The following is a 25,532-nucleotide window of genomic DNA, read 5'->3' as shown; positions in this document are numbered from 1 at the left end:
TCGCAGTTCAATAAGAGTACAATAACGGTGAATCCAGAATACATCCAGCAAAGCAGAGCCATCTACGAAAATGCAGAACCAGAATATCGGCGGCATTATTTTGACGAGCTAGCTGGCGGATTTGTGCTCGTCCACCAACACCACAATCTTAATGATTCGGAAAGTTTTGTGGCTGAAGTTTTGGCTAAAATAGGAAACAGAGTTAGACTTTTGAGCGAACAAGCACCGTCGGGAACTAAAACTCCAGACGCTGACGTTGACAGTCAAATTTGCGAATTTAAGGAATTAACAAAAGAGTCGAGTAATCTCAAAAATAGAGTACAAGAAGGGTTTGGAAAAGCCAAAAATCAAAGTGCAAATGCAGTCATTTTTCACGTAAATATAGAAATTTACGACATTCGAGAGATAGACGAAGGCATCAGGCAAGCCATATATTGGGATGTTAAGCATCTCATGCAAACTATCATTTTGGTTTTTAACAACCAATCTGTTCTAAAAATTACTAGAGAGGAATGGGAAAATGGGCAGCGTTTTTCAAGAATTTGAAGAAATCGTAAATAGTGGTATAAAAAATAATATGCCGCGGGATGCAAGATTGATTATTGTTGGAGAGATCCTCTACGCAGTAACTCGGGACGAACTAACCAATAAAGAAGGTTGGCTGCTAGAAAATATGCTCGGAGGCAGAGAAGAATGGGAAAAGGGGCTAGAATATGCTATTTTTGGAGATCCAAAACACGGACACATAACGCCAACCCTAACTATCTCCGATCAACCTCTGGTTATTGCCGGCAAAACTTTTCATTCTCGCTTGATGACGGGGACCGGAAAATATCGCAGCATTGCAGAAATGCAGCAAAGTGTCAACGCTAGCAGGTGCGAAATTGTGACTGTAGCTGTGCGGCGAGTGCAAACAAATGCTCCCGGCCATGAAGGATTGGCAGAGGCTCTCGATTGGACGAAAATTTGGATGCTGCCAAATACTGCCGGTTGTCAAACTGCGGATGAGGCGATTAGAGTAGCTCGTTTGGGCCGGGAAATGGCGAAACTTTTAGGGCAAGAAGACAATAATTTTGTCAAGTTAGAAGTGATTCCCGATGCTAAATATTTGCTGCCAGATCCGATCGGCACTTTGGAAGCAGCAGAACAATTAGTCAAAGAAGGTTTTGCCGTTTTGCCCTACATCAATGCCGATCCCTTGCTGGCAAAACGCCTCGAAGAAGTCGGTTGTGCGACAGTCATGCCTTTAGGTTCGCCCATCGGTTCAGGGCAAGGGATCAACAATGCGGCCAACATTCAAATAATTATTGACACGGTAAATATTCCTGTGGTAGTCGATGCGGGAATCGGAACACCCAGCGAAGCGGCGCGAGCAATGGAAATGGGAGCCGATGCACTGTTGATTAATTCCGCGATCGCCAATGCCCAAAATTCCCCGGCAATGGCAAAAGCAATGGGAATGGCAGCAGAAGCGGGGCGGATGGCGTACTTAGCAGGCAGAATGCCGATCAAAGATTACGCGATCGCCTCTTCTCCGCAAACAGGCACTGTCACATCCAAATAAATTCCTGAATTTTCCTGGGCGCTTTTTTGGTAGAGTTGTAAACATCAAAAATATTAAGGATTGTGACTGATGCCTTACATCAAAGATGACGATGGACGCCTGAACAACTTTGCTAAAGAGCCGAAGGTGTATGAAGCCGTACCTCCCAACAAAAATCAGCAACGCAACTACATCATCATGGGTATTGCAGCAGCCATGTTAGTCGCCGGTTTGGTGTACGTGGCTGCCTCCGTCTGAAAACTGGCCTGAGACTCAAAGCTGCTTCAAATCGCAATTTTAAATAATCCTTCGAGAAACCATGTTTTCCTTTCCCAAGGAAACATGGTTTTTGTGTTTCAATACAAAGCAGGGAGTTGCGACAATCCTGAAGCGTGCCGAGCGAGCTGGAAAGCTAAATAAGACGAGCATAAATTTGGTGTTTTCCTCTCGGCTGTCAGCTTCAGGGACTTGGGTGGCACTTAATCACACTGGTTCGTCACCCACATAAAATTGCCAATTGAAAATCTACAATCTTTTAGTCATCACCGGTGCGATTGACTGCCTTCGGGGCTTAGTTGTGAGTTATGACCGATCGAGATTTCAACTCTCAACTCTACAATCTAAAATCTACAATCCAAAATCTAAAACCTAAAACCTAAAATCTAAAATCTAAAATCGGCTGATCCTGATGTCTATTCCTTCCCAAAAAGTTTCTAGCTCGAACAAGCTGATCTACCAACGCTTGAAACAGGCGATCGACCTCAATTTACGCCGTCAAATTTTTATTGCCGCCTGCGACGACTTGTGCCTGCGGGACTGTCTGGCAGCCCGCTTGCACGCAGAATTAACCGCAGAGAGCGCTGGCTCAGATCCTCGCTCCCCGATCGACTACCCCCGATTTGTCAGTTTGGAACTCGACTTGAGCAATCCAAATCCTTGGGGTTCGATCGCCGCATGGCTGACCCACCACCCACCGCCACAAAACATGGGCAGCTACAGCCCTTTGCCGGGATTTCAAATTCTTGGGGCAGAACACCTGACCAGGCAGTCAGCAGCCGTACAGTGGTCGTTCCTGAGTTATTTGAGAGACATCGAAGCAAACCTGCAAATGTGCGAGTCTACTCTGTTGCTGTGGGTGTCGCGGCCCTGGCTAAGTTCGATCGAGCAATCGGCGCCGGAATTTTGGCACTGGCGAACCGGAGTATTTGAGTTTGAAGGCGAACCAACTCCAGCTAAGGGAGACTTGGGGCACTTTGATGACTTCGGGAACTCCGGAGACTTGCGAAACCTGCGGGACAGCGGAGACTTTGGCAACAAACTTTTAATATCTTCTGTATCTGGACAATCCCCAATTCCCGAACACTCCCCAAGTTCATATCCCCCGTCTCCAGCGCCTGATTCTAAATCCGTCCAACTGACAGATGACGAACCATCCCCAATTTCCCATCCCCCGTCCTCAGCGCCTGATTCTAAATCCGTCGAACTGGCAGATTTGGTGCTAGCAGCAGCCTCTGAGGAGTTGGAAGCAGAAAATGATGCCACATCAGAGGAGAATTTTCTGCCGCTGCAAACTCTGCAATACATCGAACTGCTGCAAGAACATCAGTGTTCTTGCGAAGCCTTGGCTTTGGCCTATCACAGTTTGGGGAATTACTACCGCGATCGCATCCTGGGCGGAGACGTTTCAGAGCAAAACTTGACAATAGCCATTCGCGCGATCGAACAAGTGATTGCATATCTCGACGCTGACAGCAACTCGCAGCAAAATCAACCACTAACTGAGGAATGCGCGCGGCTGATTGCCCAATTGACACAAAATTTAACTCAGTACGCCCAGGAGTCCAACAGCCTACCGCCAATTTCCGATCTGCTTAACGATCTCGGCACTCTCTATTGGATGCTATCGCGCGATCGCACCAATGCCCTCAACGCCTCAAATCCAGTATCCAGCCTTGAACGCAGCATCGCCCTCTACCTTGAAGGTTTGAACCGAACAGATAGCGAAACCGTACCCCAAACCCGCGTTAGATTAAACAAAAATTTGGGCATCGCCTCGGCCGACTTAGCCCGCTATCGAGACAAGACAGAGAACTTGCAGCACGCAGTTGCAGCTTACCAACAAGCGCTGCTGGATCTAGACCCCGCCGTGGAACCTCAGCAGTACGCTGCTGCTCAGAATAATTTGGCGACAGCATACTGGAATTTAGCCCAAGATGGTGAGCCGATCGTATATCTCAAAAGCGCGATCGCAGCTTACACCCAAGCCCTCTCCTGCTACAGTCCCGAACGAGAACCCCTCAACTATGCCGGAGTACAAAACAACCTCGGTACCGCCTGCTGGAACCTCGCCCAGCACGAACCCTCAGAATCCCTTCTAGTCAGGGCGATTTCCGCCTACCGCGAAGCATTGAAATACCGCACCAGAGAATTAGTACCCGCAGCAGCAGCCGCCACCTACAATAATCTCGGTACCGCTTATTGGCATTTGGCGAACCAGTTTCAGCAGAAACGAGCGCGGACGGAATCATTGCAGCAGGCGATTACCGCCTACGAAGCCGCCCTGGATATCGCCGGAGAGCTCGATCGCACCCAACTTACCTTTGACGCCTTGGCCGCCCGCAACAATCTCGGACTAGCCCACTATCAACTAGCCATAGAACCAGATTTTGCCGCTAATAAAGCTGCACAGACAAGCCATTTAGAAGCAGCACTGCACCACCAGTTGCAAGTGTGCGCCGAATGGGGACAACATCTCAATGACAAAGGGTTAACATATGGGGATAAACTCAACCTGCAAGCCCCCGCAAACTCCCAAGCTGCTGATTCCAGGCAAACAGCATTGAGCTATATTGTCAAAACGATTAGAGCTTTCTATAGTGAATGTGGGCTGCCAGGCCAAAATTTAGCCTTATCCAAAGTTCCTGGAGATTTATTGCCTGAAATTTTGCGTAGGTTATAAATAGGGCTATAACTATTAAAAGCTCAATTTTTTCGAGATTTGTATCCAGTTTTCTATTATTATGGCTGAATATTCTTGCCTAATTCTTCAAGCAAACTTGTGGTCATGGCCCCTGTAAAAATCCTTGTGGTTGATGACGACCCGGCAATCCGAAATTTAATTCACCGTTTTTTGAGCCAGCAAGGTTATCAAGTTGAGTCTGGCGAGGACGGTCAGACTGGTCTGGAATTATTTGAGCAACTCAATCCTGACTTAGTAGTTCTAGATGTAAATTTACCTGATACAACTGGCTACAAACTGTGTCAAGAAATGCAAAGACGCACGGGCGTGTTTGTGTTGATGCTGACTGCCCGAACCGATGAAGCTGACAAAATGAAAGGGTTTGCCGAAGGTGCTGACGACTACATTACTAAACCTTTTAGTCTTGTAGAGATTGGAGCTCGCGTTGCAGCAATTTTGAAGCGCAAACGCATTGTTACTCCCGCCGAACAACAAACTCTTACTTTTGGAGAGCTACTAATAGATCCGGTTCGCCGCGAGGTAATTATCGGCAGTCAGATAGTTGCTTTGACTGCTTTAGAATTCGATCTGCTGTACTGTTTGGCCAGCAAACCCGGTCGCGTGTGGAGGCGATCGGAATTGCTGCATGAAGTGTGGGACTACGAGTATGTAGGAGCCGATCGCGTGGTGGATGTCCATATAGGTCAAATTCGCCGCAAAATTGAACCAGATGCCACTCAAATTTCGATGATTCAAACCGTTAGGGGGGTGGGTTACAAGTTTGAACCCACAACCTAGTAACATTCGGCATTGGGCAGCGGATATGAAGGCAGAAGGCTGTAGGCGGGGGTTCACCAATATCTCGGATTAACATACTCGATATTGGTAAACCCGCCCTCCCCACACAATAATTCAGATCGATCGAGTATCTGATTGTTTGTTCTGCAAATACTCACCCACCTCTCGTGCACGCTCAAAACCCCTTCGCACGCAATCTCCCAAAGCCACTCCGCCGATGTAGTTGCTGCACAAAAATACCCCAGGCAAAGATTTTAAGCCCTCATCAATTTGTTGCACGCGATCGAAATGACCCAAATTGTACTGAGGAATCGCCCGCTTCCACACATTCACCGCTAAAACTTTGGGCTGTGGCACATCTGGTTTCAGCAAAATCCGAGACAAATCTCGGTGCACCTCCCGAACGATTTGTTCTGAGTCGAGATTGCCAATTTCCGAGTCGGTTGCGCCGCCGATGAAACTGGTGAGAGTGTGCCAGCCCGCAGGCGTACGAGCGGCAAATAAACTCGATGTCCAAATCGTCCCCAGAGTGCGAATTCCCTGCCCCCTCGGAATTAAATTTCCAAAACCTACTAATTTTTCCTTGACATCTGACTGCGGATATGCTAGTACGACGCAGGCAACCGTAGGATAAGTAAAAGCTTGTAAAGCACTGCTAACTTGCGGTTGCAGAGGCTGCAACAAATCGGCTGTAACGTAAGCGGGCGTTGTCAAAACCACGGTGCGCGCTTCAACTTCCTGCTGTCCGTCGGGCGTCGAGAATACAGCAATGTAAGTTTCGCGTTCTGTACGCTGGAGGCGAGTCAGATGCCAGTTGAGTTTCACTCGATCGCCCAATTGAGCAGCGATCGCCTCTGGCAAAGCCTTCAACCCCTGTTTAAACGAACCCAACTCCCCCGGTCTAGTCTTAGGAACATTCGGGTCTGCAGGCAATTTCTTCGGTCTTTTCCTAGCAGAAAGCAGCGCCCCCGCCACCAGCCCGCCACCCACATCAGCCATCTTTGCTACCCGGTCAAAAGCCGCCGCCGCGCTAAGTTGTTGCGGATCGCCGGCATAAACCCCAGAAACAAAAGGTTCCACCAACCGCTGCATCACTTCCGTCCCCAGATGACGGCGGAAAAATTGAGAAACAGTTTCTTCGTCACCCTGCTGCGAAAGTCGATCCCCCATTGCCGGTCCGACAAAGCCCAAAGCCCCGAACAACGCCCGCAGTTTTCCCGGAAAACTCAGTAACTGAGACTGAATCATCGCCGGTGGAGTCATCGGCACCGGTTGCAGCTTTTTTTGCCAATAAACATAACGAGGCAATTTGCGATCGGCAAAAATCAACTCCTGCTTCAATCCCACATCCACAGCCAACTTCATCAATTCTGGCGTCGGCGAAAAACTGTTCGGGCCCTCCTCCCAGAGAAACCCTTCGGCTGTCACAGTGGTGATGTTCCCGCCCACACGTCCCTGACTCTCAGCGACTAAAATCTTCAGTGGCGGTGCACTCGTTGCTTCCTTGTGAAGTGCGTGCGCCAAACTCAAACCGCTAATACCCGCACCCACAATCAAGGTATCTAATAGTTCCATATTACATAGAAAAATATCGCAATCTTTATGTTACATGGCTTTGCACGGCTTGCGTTCTTTGCTGGGCGTACTGCCAAACCGCTTTCAGATTACCGAATTGGGAATTGGGAATCGGGAATTGGGAATTGGGAATCGGTAAGCTGTCGGGCATTTCTTAAGCATTTTTCTCGTAGGTTGTGGATTAACCCACCTCCCCGTCTCCCCGTCTCTCGATCTCACTTTTTTATCCGCTGGGTCTGGTTTAAAAAAAGAGCATCTGCTGTAATTAAGCTATATTTCCAAATATACTATTTATTTAAAATTTTTGTATTATAGGGAACAGCGCCAAAAATTGCACCGGGAAAGGCAGCAGTAACGCAGCAGTACAGTGCCCAAAAAGATTTGAGTGGGTTAAACTAACTTTAGGCAAATTTTAGAGCTTAAGCAAGTCACCACCCCGCTCTGAAGAGATTGGGCTTTATGCCCTAATCAAAAGAGAGAGTTGACTCGCTATCGTCTTAACTGATTAGATTATCAAAAATATGGGTGTAAGCCCAAGCTGCTATGCGATCGCGGGTGAAATATTGGAAACGGTAATTGTTCCGTTGAAAATAAATCGTAAAAGTACCAAGCGACCAAGTAGCCCCGTGTAGGAATAATCAATATTCAATGCGGTGAAAACTGCCTGATGCGTGCTACCTCGATCACTCTACTCACATCTTGCACAATTCTCAAGAACAGGCTTTCCGCCCTGTTCCACAAAGAGTTAATTTCTTGTGGGGTGGGCATCCTGTCGGCTCATAAAAGCTTATTGAAAATGGTGCAACATATGAGTCTAAAGACACGAGGTTTTCATAATACTAAGCTTTTCTCATGAAAAAATACCCATGCAGGAAGTTATCAACTCGTTTCAGTCTTTTTTCTCTAACTCTGTTGATGCTTTCCTAGAGTGCGATCGACAGCAAAATTATTTATCGATCAATCCTATTGCTGCGGCTTGGATGGGATTAGATCCTGCTGAAATAGTCAACAAAACTAATCAGGAATTATTGAAATTATATCCTAATAATCCTGCGGTAAAAAATATAATCTTGCAGATTGATTCTTGCCTGCAACAAGTATTTATAACCGGGAAAAAACGGCTGGCAATTCATGAGGTGACGGCGGCAGACGGCGGGATTAAAATTTACGAAACGGCTTACACGCCAGCGGTGGATGCCTCTAGCAACCAGATGCGGGTTTTCGGCGTTGGTAGAGATATCACCAGGCACTACCGCTGGCAGCAGCAGAAAACTCAACAGTTACGCAGATCGAACCATTTACTGTGGTTGAATGCAGCTAACAGTCCGCTGGCAATGGTGGGCTGGGATGAAGATTTTCGCATCGTTCAGTGGTCGAAACGGGCCGAGGAAATCTTTGGCTGGACATCCGATGAGATGATGGGCAAGCAGTTCGGCGATTTGGCTTTGGTTTGCGAGGAAGATAGAGAGGCTATAAGCGCGATCGAGCTTGAACTAGCCACCGGCAACGGCAATACTTCAATTAACCGCAACTATACTAAAAGCGGACAGGTGATTTGGTGTCGCTGGTTCAACTCAATTATTCGCAGTGGCGACACTTTTACCGTGCTTTCTTTGGTGGAAGATATCACCGATCGCAAACGATTGGAAGCAGAAAAAGCCCAAGCTTCTCGCCTGACAGCAATGGTAGCCGATGTGGGTATTGCCCTCACCAAACACCCTCAAGATATCCTGCTTCCCTGCTGCGAGGCAATGGTGCGGAATCTTGATGTCGCTTCTGCTGAAATTTGGACTTTCAACTCTCAACATAATCTTTGGCAATTGCAAGCAGCCTCTGGAATATACAGCCGCACAGACGATCGGGCTAGGTTTATTGAAAGTAAGGTTAACTCGATCGCCAAACAGCAAAAACCGGAATTTGACTGCGGATTTGAACTGAATAATTTTGGACTCTCAGATGAAGAATCCCCGAAAGCAACACCGCCACACAGTTCCGAAGTAGCAATTATCAACACCAGCCAAAAGCCGACAAATTGCCCAATACCTAAGCAAATTCTCACCTTCGCCGGCTATCCTTTGATAGTCGAAGAACGGCTGGTGGGAGTCATGGTAATTATCAGCCGCCAGCCCCTGACAGCACCCTTTCAGGAAACTTTAGCGTCGGTTGCCGATGTCATCGCTTTAGGCATCGAACGCAAGCGTGCAGAAGCTGAATTAAAATCAGCTAGAGGCTTCCTCAATTCCGTAGTAGAAAATCTGCCGGTGGGAGTTTTTGCTAAAGATGCTTCTTCGCTGAAATTTGTGCTGTGGAATAAAGCGGGAGAAACGATCGCAGGTGTTACCTCTCAAGAGGCGATCGGCAAAAATGACTACGATATTTACCCCAAAGAACAAGCTGATGTTTTTACTGCTCAAGACAGAGAAATATTGACCGGCGATCATAACCAATCTACTGTTAAAGACATAGCCGAAGAGCCGATCCAAACTCGCCACAAAGGTATGAGAATACTGCACACCCGCAAAGTGCCAATTCTCGACGCCGCAGGCCGTCCTCAGTACGTTTTGGGGATTACTGAAGATATTACCGAACGCAGGCAGGTAGACGAAAGCGTGCGCCTCTACGACCAAATTGTGGAGAATATGCAGATTGGTTTGTACGTCTACCATTTAGAAAATATAGACGATGACAGCACTCTCAGGGCGATCGCCTCAAATCCTGCAGCTACCCTATTTACCGGATTAGAAATGGCGGATGTTTTGGGAATGACAATCGACGAGATTTTTCCCCATCTGCGATCGAAAAACATTCCCCAAGCATTTGCTGCGGTAATTCGCACCCAGCAAGCCGTAGAACTTGAAGATATTGACTGCGATGAAGGGGGTCGAATAACTCGCGCTTTTTCTATTAAAGCTTTTCCATTACCCAACAACTGCGTCGGTGTTGCTTTTGAAAATATTACTGCTCGCAAGTGCCTAGAACTAGAACTGCAAGCGTCTTTGGAAAAAACCGAACGTTCCGAACAACTCCTACGCACAGTAATAGACAAAACCAGCGACTGGATTTTTGCCAAAGACAAAAATTTTCGCTATATTTTGGCAAACAGGAGTTTCGCTCAAGCGATCGGCAAAACAGTCGAAGAAATAATTTGCAAATCCGATTTAGAATTAGGATTTTCTGAAGATCTCGTGTTTGGGAATGCGGTCAAAAATATCCGAGGCTTCCGCACAGACGACTCTGCTGTACTGGCCGGCGAAATCATCCACAATGCCTGCGATCCGGCAACTATTGCTGACGGTTCAGTACATATTTTTGATACCCAAAAACTTCCCCTGCGCGACGCTGAAGGTAATGTATTTGCAGTGCTAGCTTTCGCTCACGATATTACAGAACGACATGAATCGGAAGCAGCTTTGCGTAGAAGTGAATTAAGATTTAGGTCTTTGGTAGCTAATATTCCCGGAGTGGTTTATCGCTGGAGGTGCGATTTTTCGACTAATTTTATTAGCGATGCCGTTTACTTATTAATCGGCTACCCTGCGGCAGATTTTATTTTGCGTTTGGACAGGAGAGGCCGGACTTTTGCTAGTATTATTTACCCGGAAGATTTGGCAAAAGTAGAAGCAACTATTCGGCAAGGTATAGAAAAGAAAGAGTCTTATAACTTGGAATATCGCTTGCTAGCAGCAGACGGCACGGTTAAATGGGTGTGGGATAAAGGTTCTCCTGTGTTCGACGCAGATGGAAACGTCTGCTATTTGGATGGGGTGATTTTTGATATTAGCGATCGGTACTACGCCGAGGAAGCATTGCGCCAAAAAACTTTAGAGTTAGAAGCAGTTTTTCGCGCTTTGCCTGATTTGTATTTTCGACTAGATGCTGACGGTATAATTGTGGATTATTTGTCAGGAACTTCCTCGAATCTATACGTACCTCCCGAACATTTTCTTGGCCAACGAATGACAGACATATTGCCACACAATGTCGCCAGCCAATTTTCCCAAGCAATCTTTGAAATTTCTGAAACAAGAAATTCAATTGATATAGAATATTCGCTTTCCATGGCGGATGGAGAAAAAACTTATGAAGCCCGACTGTTGCCGTTTAATTCCGATCAGATTATTATTCTAGCCCGCAATATTACCAAGCGCAAAGAAGCCGAAGCTCAATTAAAACATAAAAATCGCCAGCTAGAGCAAACATTGAAACAATTAGGCCGGACTCAAGCTCAACTAATTCAAGCGGAAAAAATGTCGGGTTTGGGACAGCTAGTGGCGGGAATTGCTCACGAAATCAATAATCCTGTCAGTTTTATTTACGGTAATATTACTTACGCTAGTGAGTATGCCAATAACTTGCTGGAACTGTGCAGTTTGTACCAAGCACACTACCCGGAACCTATTGCTGTTATCCAAGATTTGGCAGAAGAAATAGAACTGGAATTCATGAAAGAGGATTTCCCGCATCTGCTGACTTCCATTCAAACCGGAGCCGAGCGAATTCGCCAAATAGTTGTGTCTTTGCGTAATTTTTCGCGCCTGGAAGAATCAGATATTAAACGTGTTAATATTCACGAGGGAATAGACAGCGCTCTGTTAATTTTGCAACACAAGATTAAAGAAAATGGCAGGAATCGTCCTATTCAAATAGTTAAAGAATATGGGGAATTGCCGCCGATACAGTGCTACGTGGGACAGTTAAATCAAGTGTTTATGAATATTTTAAATAATGCTATTGATGCTTTAGCGGATGTCAGGAATAGGAAGTTGGAATTGGCGAGTTATTCGGAAGAGGAAGGGCAAGATTTTGCTAGTTTACCTTTAACTTGCGACACATTGCCGTGGATTCGGATTCGTACGGAGGTGCTGGAGAACAATCGGGTGGCGATCGTAATTTCCGATAACGGGTGTGGAATGGCAGAGTCTGTTAAATGTCGGGTATTTGACCCGTTTTTTACTACTAAACCAGTAGGCAAAGGTACAGGCTTGGGACTGTCTATCTCCTATCAGATTGTGGTGGAAAGACACGGAGGGACGCTGCAGTGCATTTCCGCGCCGGGAGAGGGAACTGAATTTGCGATCGAGATTCCAATTCGGCAGAGGTAAAGAGTCATTGGTAATTGGTAGTTGCACCAGAAAAATGATAATCTAATTAAAGGTTCTAAACTTAGGAATATTAGCATGGTATACAAAAGCATACATACTTCTAGTCCCGTTGCAAAACAAATTAAAGAAGAAGATGATGATGATGATGATGATTCCTATGTTGACTATTTTTATGACGATCCGGGGGCTCCGCCGGGAACTCTCGACTTAGAACCCGATGCGCCGCCTCCGGAGATTGTATTAATTGACTATGGCGAAACAGCCGCAACTCGCGCCCACTTGGCAAATCCTCAAGAAGCTGCTGCGTATTTAGATACAGCATCTGTTTCTTGGGTTGATATGTTGGGATTGGGAAACAAAGAAACTTGGCGACAAATGGGCGAAGTGTTTAATTTACACCTAATGGCTCAGGAAGATGTAGTTAATGTTCCCCAGCGACCGAAAGTAGTAGACTATGAAGAACACATTTTAATCATTGCTTGGATGGTGATGCTCCATCCAGAATTAGAGACTTTTCATAAAGAACAAGTAAGTTTGATTTTGGGCAAGCATTACCTGCTAACTGTTCAGGAAGAACCGGACTATGATTGTTTTGGTCCCGTGCGCGATCGCATTCGTAAAGGACAAGGAATGATTCGCAAACATGGAGCAGATTATCTGGCTTATACTCTGTTAGATTCGATAATAGATGGATTCTTCCCAGTATTAGAAATGTACGGAGAGCGCATTGAAGAACTAGAGGATGAAGTGGTGGTGCACCCTACCCGCAAAACCCTAGAAAAAATCTATAAAATCCGGCGAGAATTGCTGACTCTGCGGCGCGCCATCTGGCCGCAGCGGGATGCAATTAATGTTTTGATTCGAGATGGCAGTGATTTGATTAGTCCCGAAGTGCGAATTTACCTGCGCGACTGTTACGATCACACGGTGCAGGTGATGGATATGGTCGAAACCTATCGAGAGTTGTCTTCGGGTTTGATGGATGTTTACTTGTCTTCGGTTGGTAATAAAATGAATGAAATCATGAAGTTGCTGACGGTGATTTCGAGTATATTTATTCCTCTAACTTTTGTTGCGGGAGTATACGGGATGAATTTCAATACAGAGAAATCGCCCTGGAATATGCCGGAACTAAATTGGTATTTTGGCTATCCGCTTTGTTGGGCAACTATGCTAGCGATTGCCTCTGGTTTAGTTTACTTCTTCTGGCGGCGTGGCTGGTTTGATAATTTTTCTACTATCAAAGATGACTCATTAAAGTAACTGAATTGAAGATTTGAGATTTGGGATTGAAGATTGAATAATTAAAAATTATGTTAGGTAAAAAGGTTTCCTGCCCCTAGTGGAATCCGTGCCATAAATCCTTGCATCATAATTCCCAACTTTTCAGCCCCCTGATTCATCCGTGAGTGAATTTAAGGGGATTTGCATGGCAATTTAATTGTTGGGCGGGCTTTCGGGCCGACCGTACAAGAGTTTGAATAAACACAAATGTCCAAATTAAGCGGGCGACAAGTTAAAATCCTCTATCTCAAATCCCAAATTGATTGACGAACGATCGCGTACAATAAATCTGGGGAAAAAGTAGGCGCAGGCGGTTGCGGATTAGCGAAAGCTTGTCTGAGGAAAGTCCGGGCTCCCGAAAAACCAAACTTGCTGGGTAACGCCCAGTGCGAGCGATCGTGAGGATAGTGCCACAGAAAGATACCGCCAATTAGTCATTAGTCAGCAGTCATTGGTCATTAGTAAGTAACTGAGGATTTTTGACTGGGAAGCAAAAACTAATTTGGTAAGGGTGCAAAGGTGCGGTAAGAGCGCACCAGCAGCATCGAGAGGTGCTGGCTCGGTAAACCCCAGTTGGGAGCAAGGTCGGAGGAACTATGGTTGGTTTTTTACCAGTTCCGTTTTTTGGTACCGCTTGAGGCGTCTGGTAACAGGCGCCCCAGATAGATAACTGCCCTCGAAAACTGCTTGCAGTTGAGAGAACAGAACCCGGCTTATGTCCGACTTTTTCCCCACCCAAATTTTGGTAAGGTGCTTAGGGGCAGATTGGTCAAGGTGTAGTTAAGGTGTTTGCGTCATCGTAACCGTTGAGCTTTATTCTTGATATGTTATTTATTGCTAATAATCTATCAAGTAAAGAACATTTATCGATCGCCAGAAGCAGAGATTTCCAGCGTTTGAGGCACTTAGTCACCACCTTGACAGAGCGGAATATAAGCACCCGAAGGACTATTTAGTTTTTTAATAAAAAGCTTTTTAGTGATATGAATTTGAGACATTTTTCAAAGAAATATGCAACTTTAGACAAGCTCCCAGCCCGGATAGTCATCCGTCATCCGCAATTAATTATAAAATCTAAAATCTAAAATCTAAAATCTAAAATGGTATGATTTATCCGGGTCGCCAAAAGCAACTTGAAACATTAATTCAAAAATTGGGACTGCCAAAGAATGATGCGATAAAATGGCATCTCCTCGATTTAGCTTTGACTCATGCGAGCGCGTCAGCTAAGGCAAATTACGAGCAACTAGAGTTTGTCGGGGATGCAGTTGTCCGGCTGGCGGCGTCGGAATTGTTGTTTGAGATTTATCCCGACTGTACAGTGGGGGAATTTGCTGCTATTCGATCGATATTGGTGAGCGATCGCATTCTTGCTAAAATCGCTGAAAGTTACGGGTTCGATCGCTATTTAATTGTTTCCAGCAGTGCCGCCTCGGACAAAACAGGCGCTGAGCCTCGGCTGGCAGATGCTTTGGAAGCGGTACTGGCTGCGCTTTATTTGAGTACCCAGAGCTTAGAATTAATTCGCCCTTGGCTAGATTCTCACTTTCAACGCTTAGCAACAGAAATCCGCAGTGATCCTGCTCGCCAAAACTACAAAGCTGCTCTCCAAGAGTTGACTCAAGGCAAATACAAAACTTTGCCCAAATATAGCGTCCAAGAAACCGGGACAGTGCAGGGCGGAGAGGATCGTTTTACTGCAGAAGTTCTCATTCAGGGAAAGTTGGTAGCAGAGGGAAAAGGTCGATCGATCAAAGCGGCCGAACAAGCAGCGGCTCAGGCAGCTTTTAATAAATTAGTTAATAGTCAGTAGTCAGTCAACAGTGATTTTTTTGAGTTGAAACATAGATAATAATAACAAAATATGCTATAATTCCTGTGCGATTTTTGAAATTATAATCAATGAAAATCGGAATAGCTGTATTGGGTGCAGGTCGCTGGGGAGTTAACTTAATTCGCAACTTTCTGGAACATCCCAACAGCGAAGTTTTAGCGGTGGTAGACCCGAATCGAGATTCATTGGCGACCGTTCAAAAACAGTTTAATCTTGATGCCTCGGTGATTCTAGCTACCGATTGGTCTCAAGTGCAAGCCTTGCCGGGACTGCAAGCTGTGGCGATCGCTACTCCTGCTTCCACACACTACACCCTCGCAGCAGCAGCGCTGCAACAAGGCTACCACGTCTTAGCAGAAAAACCCCTCGCCCTCAACCTCACTGAAGCCATAGAACTCTGCCAATTAGCCGAAAAACAGCAGCGGCAACTCTTCGTTGACCACACTTATCTGTTTCATCCAGCAGTCGATCGAGGCCAAAGAATTATTCAACAGCATCAACTCGGAAAATTGCGCTACGGTTACGCCCAGCGCACCCATTTTGAACCCGTGCGCCATGACGTTGATGCCCTTTGGGACTTGGCCGTTCACGATATCGCTATTTTCAATACTTGGCTGGAACAAACGCCAATTGAAGTAAGGGCGATGGGTACTGTATTTCCGAAGGAAGAAGGAAGAAGGAAGAAGGAAGAAGGAAGAGGGAAGAAGGAAGAGGGAAGAAGGAATAAGGAAGGAGGAAGAAGGAAGGAGGAAGAAGGAATAAGGAAGAGGGAAGAAGGAATAAATCAAGAAGCAGCAGAAATTGAAAATCAATTTGCTCCTGTACCGTTGACTATTAATCCTGCCGAAAAACTAGCAGATTTAGTTTGGGTAACGCTTACCTATCCCGACGGATTTCAAGCATTTATTCATCTGTGCTGGCTAAATCCCGACAAACAACGGCGCTTAACAGTTGTTGGGAGTTTGGGAACCTTGATTTTTGATGAAATGTCGCCAGAAACTCCCCTGATTGTGCAGCGTGGCAATCCTGATTGGGGAGGCGAAGAGAATAACTCTTTTGAAAGTGCGTTAGCGAAGCCCGCCCCTACGGGGGCTACGCCAACGAAGAGGATCGCGCCGCAGCCAACAAGCATCAGACACCGCGAAGTGTTGAGTTTAGAACAAGTAGAACCGCTGAGGCGAGTGTGCGATCGCTTCCTCAACTGCGTGCAAACAAATACCCCCTGTCTTACCTCTTCGGGCGCGGCCTCCGTCGAATTAATCCGCATTCTCAGCACTTTGAGCAAATCCCTCGAACTCGGCGGACAGCCCCTAATACCATTTTAGATTTTAGATTTTAGATTGGGAAAATTACTCCTCAACTTTTGAAATTTCCCTTTTCCGTTACTAAGTCCGGGCTGTGAAAATAAAAACTTGACTGCTGATTGACAGGCAAAGAAATCATCACCGTAGTACCTTGATTCACGCCCGCGCTGTGCAGGGTAATGCTTCCGATCATAGATTCCATTATCCTTCGCGAGATAGCCAAGCCCAAACCGTTACCGCCAAACCTGCGAGTTGTAGAACCATCAGCCATCACAAAAGGTTGAAACAATTTCTGCTGGTGCTCGGGATCAATACCAATTCCCGTATCTTTAATTGTCACCACCACCCAATCGCTTTGACCGCTGGGACCCGTCGTACTTTCCCCACTGCCGTTAAAACTACCAGAATTATTCCTCGATTCTAGCCGCACAGATATATTAATGCTGCCCGATTCTGTAAACTTAACGGCATTGCTCAAAACATTTAAAAACACCTGTTTTAGCTTCTCTGGATCGGCATGAACAATAATCGGATCGTGAGGCTGTGGCAAACTTAACTTCAAGCCTTTTTCCTCTATTTGAGTCGCTTGCAACTCAATCGCGTCTTCAAGTACCTGAGTAATGTCAACTACTTCTAACATCATCGAGAACGTGCCGGATTCTATTTTAGCAATGTCCAAAATATCATTAATGATATTGAGCAATTGCATTGACGAGTCGTGGGCCCGCTGTAAAAATTCCATTTCTTCATCTCGGTCATCGCAGTAGCCGTCCCGCACAATTTGAATAAAACCAATAATCCCGTTGAGTGGCGTTCTCAATTCGTGAGAAATATTCCCCAAAAATTCATTTTTTAATTGATTGGCAACTTGCGCTTCTTTGGTTGCGACTTCCAATTCTTTCGCCCAGGATCTGAGGCGCTGCACCATGCTGTTGAGTGCTTCTGATAGTTGATTAAATTCCCTAATTTGGAAATCTTGGGGCACTGTCTGCGACGCTTCCGTATCTACTTTCATCGCGTAGTCTCTTAGTTTTTCCACAGGACGCGCCAAGTCGCGAGACAGATATAAAGTCGCGATGATACTAGCAGCAACCAAGCCTACAATTAAATTAAATAAAACTTGCTGAATCTCTTCCAAACCTGACAGAGCGTAATCTAAACGAGAGACAGCTAAAATAATCCACTTGCTGTTCTCCTGTGTAGTTGAAGGACTCGGGATAGCGGCGTATCCTGCTAGCAACTCTACACCATTTCTTTCAAAGGAAAATAGATGGAGAAAAGCTGTTCCGCCTGCGATCGCCCTTTTGACAATACTTTTTAGTCGATCGGCATCTGCCTCTTGGGCGATATTGCGGCCCACGCGGTTGATATTCGGGTGCGCCAAAATCGTCCCATCTTGGTCGATCGCCACCGTATAGCCGGCTAAAGAACCCTTGGGAGCGCTGGTTTGCACAGGCAATGCCGACTGCAAACTCAAAGCATAACTCAACTGCAGGGTATTGCCCCGACGAATGTAAACAGGAGCGCTCAACACCAAACTCGCTTGGCTATCGCTGCCTTCTTTACCCGCATCTGGAAAATCCTCAGCCCCCAAAGCCCCCTTCCGATCGTTTGCTGTCCCCTGTCGCTGCTGAGGCAAGGACAGGCTGATGTAAACGCTCTTGTCGTCCAGCAGCGTTTGCTGCTGCTGTACGGGCGGCCAAAATTTTGCCGGCAGCGACTGAATCGGCTGCTGCCCGCAAGTGCTTGCTATCACTTGATTTGTCTTTAAATTAGTCAATTGCAAGCAATCAACCTGCGCTGGCAACCGCTGCCCTAATTGGGCGATAAACTTTTGATAATCCTTCGGATTTACCGACTGCAACATCGAGCTTTCCGAAGCGCCGATCAGATTCGACTTCAGCGATTTCGCCCACTGTTCAATAGTTTCTGCTTTTCTGACTGCACTTTCTGTCAAGTTTTGACGAGCAGTTTCCAGAAGCGTCGAGCGTGCCTTGCGATAGGTAACATACTCCCCCACCAGTAGAACAGGTACGCTGAGCAACAAAATCCGCGACAGTAAAATACGGCGAAAGGAGGATTGACCTAACTTAACCATAGGAAATATCTAAATTAAGGTGCAACACCCAACAGCGACCATTAAAGTGAAATAAACCAGACCGAAAGCATGAATCTGTCTAGGGTGCTCTGCTGACTGGACAACACAGCTTCAGAACAACATTTAAACACAATTATAGAAGCCACTGTAGTAATCTCGATTCTAAGTGTGTGGGCCCAAAGATGCTCAGCAATTTATTTGGCAAATGCCTGTGATTTCGGTCACACTTCCCTTCTCAATTCTCGGAGCGACTGGCATCCGATCGCCCCTGGGCCAATTTTTAAGGCTGCAAAAAGCGTCGGGTGGACATACCGCAGTTGCTTGAAGCTAGAATCGCATCGATGCACTCGCCCCAAATTAACAGGCAAAAAGTTCGGTTTCCGGCTAGTGTACAGAGAGAATTCTTGCTCGATCGGACTTTTTTTTTCCGAATGCCTTCGAGAGATGGGCCAGAGATGGGTGATGCAAGATTTTGCACCCTGTGAAAGATTTCTTTTGCCATCCGGTTGATTCGGTGACAAAATTCACCGATCAAACAAAAAGAATGAGACGATCGACCTGCCGATCGACTTTGACAACCCTAATGTGGGGAACCTTGGTGCAAACAGTGTACCCACGCTCCGTAAATTCGCGGTCTCGGCAATAATCTCCATAGCTTAATCGATGAAAAAAAACTTTAGCAATTATACGTATTATTACACAAACAACCGCCCGAGATATCATCACACTTATTTGATATCTCCCCTATTAGAAATGCTGGCGGCACTTCAGCAGACCAGCAAGACAAAACTCCGAGTTTTGGATCTCGGCTGTGGCAATGGCAGCCTCAGTCACGTTATCGCAGAGCACGGCTGCGAAGTTGTCGGCGTTGACACTTCTGCGCCCGGAATTGCCATCTCCCGTCAAAGTTTCCCCGATTGTCAGTTTATCCAAGCAGATATTTACGACCTCCCAAATACCGATATTCTGAACTCATTTGATGTTGTCTTAGCTATTGAAGTAATCGAACATTTGCTTTATCCTAAAGAACTAGCAAGAACTGCCAAAAGATGCCTCAATCCGGGAGGAAGACTAATTATTTCCACACCCTATCACGGCTATTTAAAAAATCTGGCTTTAGCGGTTTCTGGCAAACTAGATAAACATTTTACCGTTCTTTGGGATAACGGTCACATTAAATTTTTTTCAGTAGAGACGCTGACCAAGTTATTAACATCTGAAGGATACACCGACATAAAATTTAAATTTGCTGGTCGGTGTCCCTATCTTTGGAAATCAATGTTATGCTCTAGTACGTTCTCGCCACCAGCGGATAAATTATGAGTTGGGATTTGTGATTTTTCAGCCCATTAATTTTTCTGAATAAACGACCAGCCCTCATGAAAAGTAAAAGATAACTTTTGGCGTTTGGATATTAGGCGATCAACTTTGGCAGAACCAAGCTGCTATCAACCGCACCGATGATGGATCTTCCCTACAGGGATTTCCTAGCGCGCCACCGGGAAAAACTTCAGTCGATCGATCCCAGGAGCTTTATCTTAGCCAATCTCGACAAAATGCCACCGACAGAATTGGCAACCATCGGCCAAAAAGTGGCAGAGTGGCACTTAGGAAGTCATTAGTCAGCAATCAGTAGTCAGCAGTCATTAGTCATTTGTTATTCATTTGTTAATTGCTACCCATGCCCCATGTCCCATGCCCATGGCCCATGCCCTTTGCAATTCTTATTTTTTCCCTGACTTTTCCCTAAACATTCCACAGCGTTTCCACAGGCAAGTCTGAGGTTTTCCACAGATCCGACAAAGTTTTCCACAGAAATTAACGGCACGGTAGCATCTTGCTGCGGAATTGGGGATTTCCTTAAGTTGCTGCCTAATTCCTCATAAACCCCCCCAACACATAAAGATATGTAACAATAAATGCCCTGGAAAGCTTATTATTTGGTAAACCTTTTTTTTATCTAAAGGACTTTGTAATATTTTGCAACATTGACAAACCCACCCCCTCATAGCGCACAATGATGCGACCGACCTAAAAAAAAGCGCTCTGATTTCGGCTGTGCCTGCACCTGTATCCGGCCGAAGGGGGGGTTCTGTTTTCAATTTATTAGCGAGACTAAAAAAAATGATGAACCCAACAGTCAGTATTTTTGCTGAAATTCCCGAAACGCTGCACGATTCTCTCAAAACTTACCTGGAAACCCATCCCGAATGGGATCTAGACCGAGTATTTTGCGCGGCCCTGTCGCTGTTTTTGTTGCAGAATGCCGATAGCGGTACGCCTGAAGCTTCGCGCAGTTATCGCCAAGCTGCGAGAGTTTATCTCGAAACTCTGTTTCAATCTCCTCAAGACTTGCACAGCAACAATGTAACTCCGTCGTCTTGAAGGATCGGGGGAGAGGGGGAGACGCGGTTTCTGGGAAGGATTTTAGTTGACCGAGAGGGCGCGCACTGCATAGGTGGCAACTTCAGCTTAAAATCCCTGAGAACTATCGCTTATAGCTTAATGTCGAGCCCCATTGCATCTCCCTTAAGAAGGAGACTTGGATAGCTTCAAGTCCCCCCGGACTATCAGGGGATGCCGGGGGAGAAGCTGCCTTAATCGTCAAACACTAGACGGGTAGTACATAAGATGCGCTTGTTTACATCCATAGCGCACTCTACAGACTACAAACAAATGGCTGAAGACTACATCATGCCCATGCCGCCCATGCCGCCCATGCCGCCCATGCCGCCCATGCCGCCCATGCCGCCCATGCCGCCCATGCCGCCCATGTCGCCCATGTCGCCGCCGGCTTTTTTCTTCTCGGGTTTTTCGACAATCACAGCTTCAGTGGTCAGCACCATACCAGCGATGGAACCGGCATTTTGCAAAGCCGATCGCACCACCTTGGCCGGGTCAATAATCCCGGCGGCAATCATATCTTCGTACACGTCGGTGAGAGCGTTGTAGCCAATGTTGAACTCGCTCGCCCGCACTCGTTCGATGACGATGGAACCTTCAACGCCGGCATTATCAGCGATTTGACGCAAAGGTGCTTCCAAAGCTTTCTTCACCAAGTCAGCGCCTACTTGTTCTTCGGTGTCCAAAGTATGTGCGATCGCATCTATTTTTGTAATCAGGTGAATTAGGGTCGTGCCACCTCCGGCAACGATACCTTCTTCCACAGCAGCTTTAGTAGCGTTCAGAGCGTCTTCAATACGCAGTTTACGGTCTTTGAGCTCGGTTTCGGTAGCTGCGCCGACTTTAATTACAGCGATGCCGCCGGCGAGTTTGGCGATGCGTTCGGTTAGCTTTTCCTTGTCGTAGTCGGAATCCGTCGCTTCTAGCTGCTTGCGGATTTGCTCGATCCGTTTTAGCACGTCAGCTTTGTGTTCTTCGCCAGCAACAATGATCGTGTTTTCTTTGTCGATCGTAATTTTGCGGGCGGTACCGAGCATTTCTAGGGTTGCGGTATCGATGCTGAGTCCGACTTCTTCAGAAATCAGTTGACCGCCTGTGAGCACGGCGATATCTTGAAGCATAGCTTTGCGCCGCTCCCCAAAACCTGGAGATTTCGTTGCTGCGATGTTCAATACGCCGCGGGCTTTGTTGACTACCAGAGTTGCCAAAGCTTCGCCTTCAATATCTTCGGCGATAATTAGCAGCGGTTGACCTGTGCGGGCGATTTTTTCGAGAACTGGAATTAGTTCTTGAATAGAGCTAATTTTTTTGTCGGTAATCAGGATGCGAGCGTTTTCGTACTCAACTTCCATGCGATCGCCGTTAGTGACGAAATACGGAGAAAGATATCCGCGATCGTACTGCATCCCTTCGACAACTTCCAATTCCGTTGTCAGAGATTTTGACTCTTCAACAGTAATTACGCCGTCTTTCGTGACTTTTTCCATTGCTTGGGCAATCATGGCGCCGACTTCTTCGTCGTTACCGGCGGAGACAGTGGCGACTTGAGCAATGGCGCTTCCTTCGACGGGTTTGGCCAATTTCTCGATTTCCAGCACCAAGTGGGCGATCGTTTTTTCAATACCCCGGCGCAGCGCGACTGGGTTTGCGCCTGCTGCGACATTCTTCAAACCTTCGCGAATGAGGGATTGAGCTATAACCGTTGCGGTTGTTGTGCCGTCGCCTGCGATATCTTTAGTTTTGGAGGCGACTTCTTGAATTAAGCGAGCGCCAGCATTTTCCAGGGGGTCTTCGAGTTCGATCTCCCTAGCAACGGTGATACCGTCGTTAACAATTTGGGGACTGCCGTATTTCTTTTCCAATAGGACGTTCCGGCCTTTCGGGCCCAAGGTGATGCGGACAGCATCGGCGAGTTGATTGACGCCGCGTTCTAGTGCCCGGCGAGATTTGTCGCTAAATGCAACTATTTTGGTCATGTTTGTCTCCAATCGCTTACATTAGCAAATTTAGCACTCTCTGAGTCTGAGTGCTAAGTCGATCGATTTTTGATTGTAGCGCGCCTCGACGGTGTGGGGGATTGGGGGGACGGATTGGAGATTTGGGCGATCGTTCCGGGTGGCTAAGGACAGGGCATTGCCGTGTCCCCACAGATCTCGTGTTCCCACAGATATAATGGGGTTTGTTACATATCGATATAATCAGGTTTTAGTTAATACCAAAACCTAATTTTGATGGCACGTTATCCCAAAGCAGAATTTTTATTAAAAATTTCTTAACTTGTGTTTTCGGTCATCTACCTTTCGATAGAGCTTCTATTATTTTTTCAAACTTCTACCTTCTATAGCAACACAACAGCCAAAACTATTAGGACGTTGTTAATTGCTGAAAACCTTGGGGAAGACTCCTTCTTCCTTCAGCATCCATCCGTTACATCCGTTACAAAATCCGTTGCCGAACCTTCTTCCTTTCCTCAATTAATCTCAAATTACGCACTAACAAATGGCTCGTTATTCTCGACTGCAAAAACTCGGCTCTTATATGCGCCCGCACTGGAAGCCCACCTTCTGGGGCGTTTTTTCGCTATTAGTTGTCAATGCTGTGGGCGTTTACATTCCCCTGCTGATTCGGAATGCAGTTGACACTCTCCAAGTTGCGACTAAATTTGACCAAGTTTTCAACTTCGTGGCACTAATTCTGATCCTCGCCTCAATTATGTGGGTAATTCGGATGGCGTCGCGGATTTTGCTGTTTGGCGTCGGGCGTCAAGTCGAATTTGACCTCAAACAGCAAATATTTAATCATTTATTAACATTAGAACCGTCTTATTTTGCCGCCAATACGGTAGGGGATTTAATTAACCGCGCTACTTCCGATTTGGACAATATTCGGCGCTTGGTGGGGTTTGCGGTGCTGAGTTTGGCGAATACGGCATTTGCTTATGCTTTGACTTTGCCGGTGATGCTGGGGATTAATGTACGGCTGACGCTGTTGGCGATCGCCGTTTATCCTTTAATGTTAGTTTTGGTGCAGTTATTTAGCGACAAACTTCGCATCCAACAGTTAGCCGTGCAAGAGGAATTGTCGGCGATGAGCGATTTGATTCAGGAGGATATGAGCGGGATTTCCGTAATTAAAATTTACGCTCAAGAAGAAAACGAACGCCGAGCTTTTCGCAATTCCAACGCACAGTTGCTATCAGCAAATTTGGAATTAGCAAAAACTAGAAACTTTATTTTTCCGCTGCTGGGCGGTTTGGCAAGCATCAGTTTGTTGGTGCTGCTTTCTGCTGGTGGCGGGGCAATTGCTAATGGTCAAATTAGCATTGGCGATTTTGTGGCGTTGCTGATTTATGTCGAGCGTTTGGTGTTTCCGACGGCCCTGTTGGGTTTCACAATTACTGCTTACCAGCGGGGAGAAGTGAGTGTCGATCGCATTGAATCAATTCTGACTGTGGAACCGCAAATTAAGGATGCTGTCAGTGCAGTTGAACTGCCAACTCCAGTCAAAGGCGAAGTTGTGGCCCGCCATCTAAATTATACTTATCCCGGTGCTAAGACACCCGCACTTAAAGATGTTGATTTTACCATAAAACCGGGCGAAACTGTCGCAATTGTGGGGGCGATCGGCTCGGGAAAATCAACTTTAGCTAATGCGCTGCCCAGACTGCTGGACATCGCTCCGGGTCAGTTATTTTTAGACGGACAGGATATTACCGAGGTAAAATTGACCCAATTGCGCGGGGCGATCGCCTACGTTCCGCAAGAAAGTTTTCTGTTCGGCACTACCATCAAGAATAACATCCGCTACGGAAACCCTTTAGCGGAACAGCCGGAGATTGAAGCCGCCGCAAAACAAGCGCAAATTCACGCCGAAATCCTCAACTTTCCGCAGCAGTACAAAACAGTTGTCGGCGAGCGCGGCATTACTTTATCCGGCGGACAGCGGCAGCGGACGGCACTTGCTCGCGCTTTGTTAGTTGACGCCCCGGTGTTAATTTTGGATGACGCTCTTTCCAGCGTTGACAATCAAACTGCTACCGACATTTTGCGAAACTTGGCAACGGGAACCGATCGCAAAACGGTAATTTTTATCTCGCATCAAATGTCGGCAGCGGCTAGTGCCGATCGCATTTTTGTGATGGAGAGAGGAGAAATAGTTCAGAGCGGCACTCACCTTGAATTGGTAGGGGAAACAGGGCTTTATCAGTATTTGTGGAACCAGCAAAAATTAGAGGAATTGCTGCACTGACCAGTGACCGATACTTTGAGTTATCTAGAGTTAGACCCTAGATAAATAGGTAGGTGCAAATAAACTGGTGACGAGAATAGCTGGGTTTGTCAGAATAAACTGGCTGCTAGTATAGCTCCCGGTTAAACCAGCCCGCTCCATCTAATGTTTATTTGTAACCACCTACTTAACTAGGAAAGTTAGGGTTGAAATTTATCCCACTACCTGCACCGCTCATCATAGCCTTTGGCTGATAAAAAAGCCACCAGATTCATTGCCCCCGATTTTAATTAGCTACATTACTCAAGGGAATTTCTTCTTGTTCTTGGAATAGACATCTCCGAAAAATAAAATAAAGAGTAGGAAGAGATGGTAAAATATCTTTTTTTCGGGACTGAACATGAG

17 protein-coding genes and 1 other RNA gene are annotated in these 25,532 nt (G+C 46.4%); 14 read left to right on the top strand and 4 right to left on the bottom strand.

Annotated features, from left to right (window positions below):
* Window positions 1-27 precede the first annotated feature (27 nt).
* The 5 genes from QUA23_RS25875 (at window position 28) to QUA23_RS25855 (ending at window position 5,300) form a co-directional block, all read left to right on the top strand.
* The gene (locus QUA23_RS25875; RefSeq protein ID WP_333076834.1) at window positions 28-546 is read left to right on the top strand and encodes a CdiA C-terminal domain-containing protein; all 519 of its coding nucleotides are present in this window, start codon (window positions 28-30) and stop codon (window positions 544-546) included.
* Entirely contained in the window at window positions 521-1,564 is a 1,044-nt protein-coding gene (locus QUA23_RS25870) for a thiazole synthase (RefSeq protein WP_333076832.1), read from the top strand. The genes QUA23_RS25875 and QUA23_RS25870 overlap by 26 nt, the downstream gene beginning before the upstream one ends.
* A 69-nt stretch (window positions 1,565-1,633) precedes the next feature.
* The gene (gene psb34 / locus QUA23_RS25865; RefSeq protein WP_106333461.1) at window positions 1,634-1,801 is read left to right on the top strand and encodes a photosystem II assembly protein Psb34; all 168 of its coding nucleotides are present in this window, start codon (window positions 1,634-1,636) and stop codon (window positions 1,799-1,801) included.
* Window positions 1,802-2,231: 430 nt separating this feature from the next.
* On the top strand, window positions 2,232-4,502 hold the full coding sequence (locus QUA23_RS25860) for a hypothetical protein (RefSeq protein WP_333076831.1): 2,271 nt from the start codon (window positions 2,232-2,234) through the stop codon (window positions 4,500-4,502).
* 105 nt (window positions 4,503-4,607) lie between these two features.
* Entirely contained in the window at window positions 4,608-5,300 is a 693-nt protein-coding gene (locus tag QUA23_RS25855; RefSeq protein ID WP_333076830.1) for a response regulator transcription factor, read from the top strand.
* Window positions 5,301-5,414: 114 nt separating this feature from the next.
* On the opposite strand, the gene hemG is transcribed toward QUA23_RS25855, so the two are convergent.
* Together hemG and QUA23_RS25845 are read right to left on the bottom strand one after the other, a co-directional pair.
* Complete coding sequence (gene hemG, locus QUA23_RS25850) at window positions 5,415-6,875, bottom strand: protoporphyrinogen oxidase (protein ID WP_333076829.1); 1,461 nt, start codon at window positions 6,873-6,875, stop codon at window positions 5,415-5,417.
* A 25-nt stretch (window positions 6,876-6,900) separates the two neighbouring features.
* Complete coding sequence (locus QUA23_RS25845; RefSeq protein ID WP_333076828.1) at window positions 6,901-7,026, bottom strand: hypothetical protein; 126 nt, start codon at window positions 7,024-7,026, stop codon at window positions 6,901-6,903.
* A 715-nt stretch (window positions 7,027-7,741) separates the two neighbouring features.
* Here QUA23_RS25845 and QUA23_RS25840 point away from each other — a divergent pair.
* The 5 genes from QUA23_RS25840 (at window position 7,742) to QUA23_RS25820 (ending at window position 16,420) form a co-directional block, all read left to right on the top strand.
* A complete protein-coding gene (locus tag QUA23_RS25840; protein ID WP_333076827.1) occupies window positions 7,742-11,977 on the top strand; it encodes a PAS domain-containing protein in 4,236 nt (1,411 codons plus the stop codon).
* Between the two features lie 75 nt (window positions 11,978-12,052).
* Window positions 12,053-13,240, top strand: a complete 1,188-nt coding sequence (gene corA / locus QUA23_RS25835; protein ID WP_333076826.1) for a magnesium/cobalt transporter CorA — start codon at window positions 12,053-12,055, stop codon at window positions 13,238-13,240.
* 318 nt (window positions 13,241-13,558) lie between these two features.
* Window positions 13,559-13,992: RNase P RNA component class A (gene rnpB / locus QUA23_RS25830), an RNA gene on the top strand.
* A gap of 374 nt (window positions 13,993-14,366) precedes the next feature.
* Window positions 14,367-15,074, top strand: coding sequence for a ribonuclease III (gene rnc / locus QUA23_RS25825; protein WP_333076824.1), 708 nt, complete (start codon window positions 14,367-14,369; stop codon window positions 15,072-15,074).
* Between the two features lie 89 nt (window positions 15,075-15,163).
* Entirely contained in the window at window positions 15,164-16,420 is a 1,257-nt protein-coding gene (locus QUA23_RS25820) for a Gfo/Idh/MocA family oxidoreductase (protein ID WP_333076823.1), read from the top strand.
* A 31-nt stretch (window positions 16,421-16,451) separates the two neighbouring features.
* Here QUA23_RS25820 and QUA23_RS25815 read toward each other — a convergent pair whose 3' ends face one another.
* Window positions 16,452-18,497 carry a sensor histidine kinase gene (locus QUA23_RS25815; RefSeq protein WP_333076822.1) on the bottom strand — a complete coding sequence of 682 codons (2,046 nt, stop codon included), beginning with the start codon at window positions 18,495-18,497 and terminating at the stop codon, window positions 16,452-16,454.
* Window positions 18,498-19,160: 663 nt separating this feature from the next.
* On the opposite strand from QUA23_RS25815, the gene QUA23_RS25810 reads away from it, so the two are divergent.
* The 3 genes from QUA23_RS25810 (at window position 19,161) to QUA23_RS25800 (ending at window position 20,882) form a co-directional block, all read left to right on the top strand.
* Complete coding sequence (locus tag QUA23_RS25810) at window positions 19,161-19,820, top strand: class I SAM-dependent methyltransferase (RefSeq protein WP_333076820.1); 660 nt, start codon at window positions 19,161-19,163, stop codon at window positions 19,818-19,820.
* 137 nt (window positions 19,821-19,957) lie between these two features.
* On the top strand, window positions 19,958-20,119 hold the full coding sequence (locus QUA23_RS25805; RefSeq protein ID WP_333076818.1) for a hypothetical protein: 162 nt from the start codon (window positions 19,958-19,960) through the stop codon (window positions 20,117-20,119).
* Between the two features lie 505 nt (window positions 20,120-20,624).
* The gene (locus tag QUA23_RS25800; protein ID WP_050813024.1) at window positions 20,625-20,882 is read left to right on the top strand and encodes a DUF2811 domain-containing protein; all 258 of its coding nucleotides are present in this window, start codon (window positions 20,625-20,627) and stop codon (window positions 20,880-20,882) included.
* Between the two features lie 302 nt (window positions 20,883-21,184).
* Here the strand turns inward: QUA23_RS25800 and groL are convergent, their stop codons facing one another.
* Window positions 21,185-22,876, bottom strand: a complete 1,692-nt coding sequence (gene groL, locus QUA23_RS25795; RefSeq protein ID WP_333076817.1) for a chaperonin GroEL — start codon at window positions 22,874-22,876, stop codon at window positions 21,185-21,187.
* Window positions 22,877-23,399: 523 nt separating this feature from the next.
* Here groL and QUA23_RS25790 point away from each other — a divergent pair.
* The gene (locus QUA23_RS25790) at window positions 23,400-25,148 is read left to right on the top strand and encodes an ABC transporter ATP-binding protein (protein ID WP_333076816.1); all 1,749 of its coding nucleotides are present in this window, start codon (window positions 23,400-23,402) and stop codon (window positions 25,146-25,148) included.
* The last annotated feature ends 384 nt before the right edge of the window (window positions 25,149-25,532 follow it).

Source organism: Microcoleus sp. Pol1C5 (assembly GCF_036701115.1).
Lineage (GTDB): Bacteria > Cyanobacteriota > Cyanobacteriia > Cyanobacteriales > Microcoleaceae > Microcoleus.
Note: the sequence above shows the minus strand (reverse complement) of the source record. Positions and strands in the feature narration are given on the sequence as shown.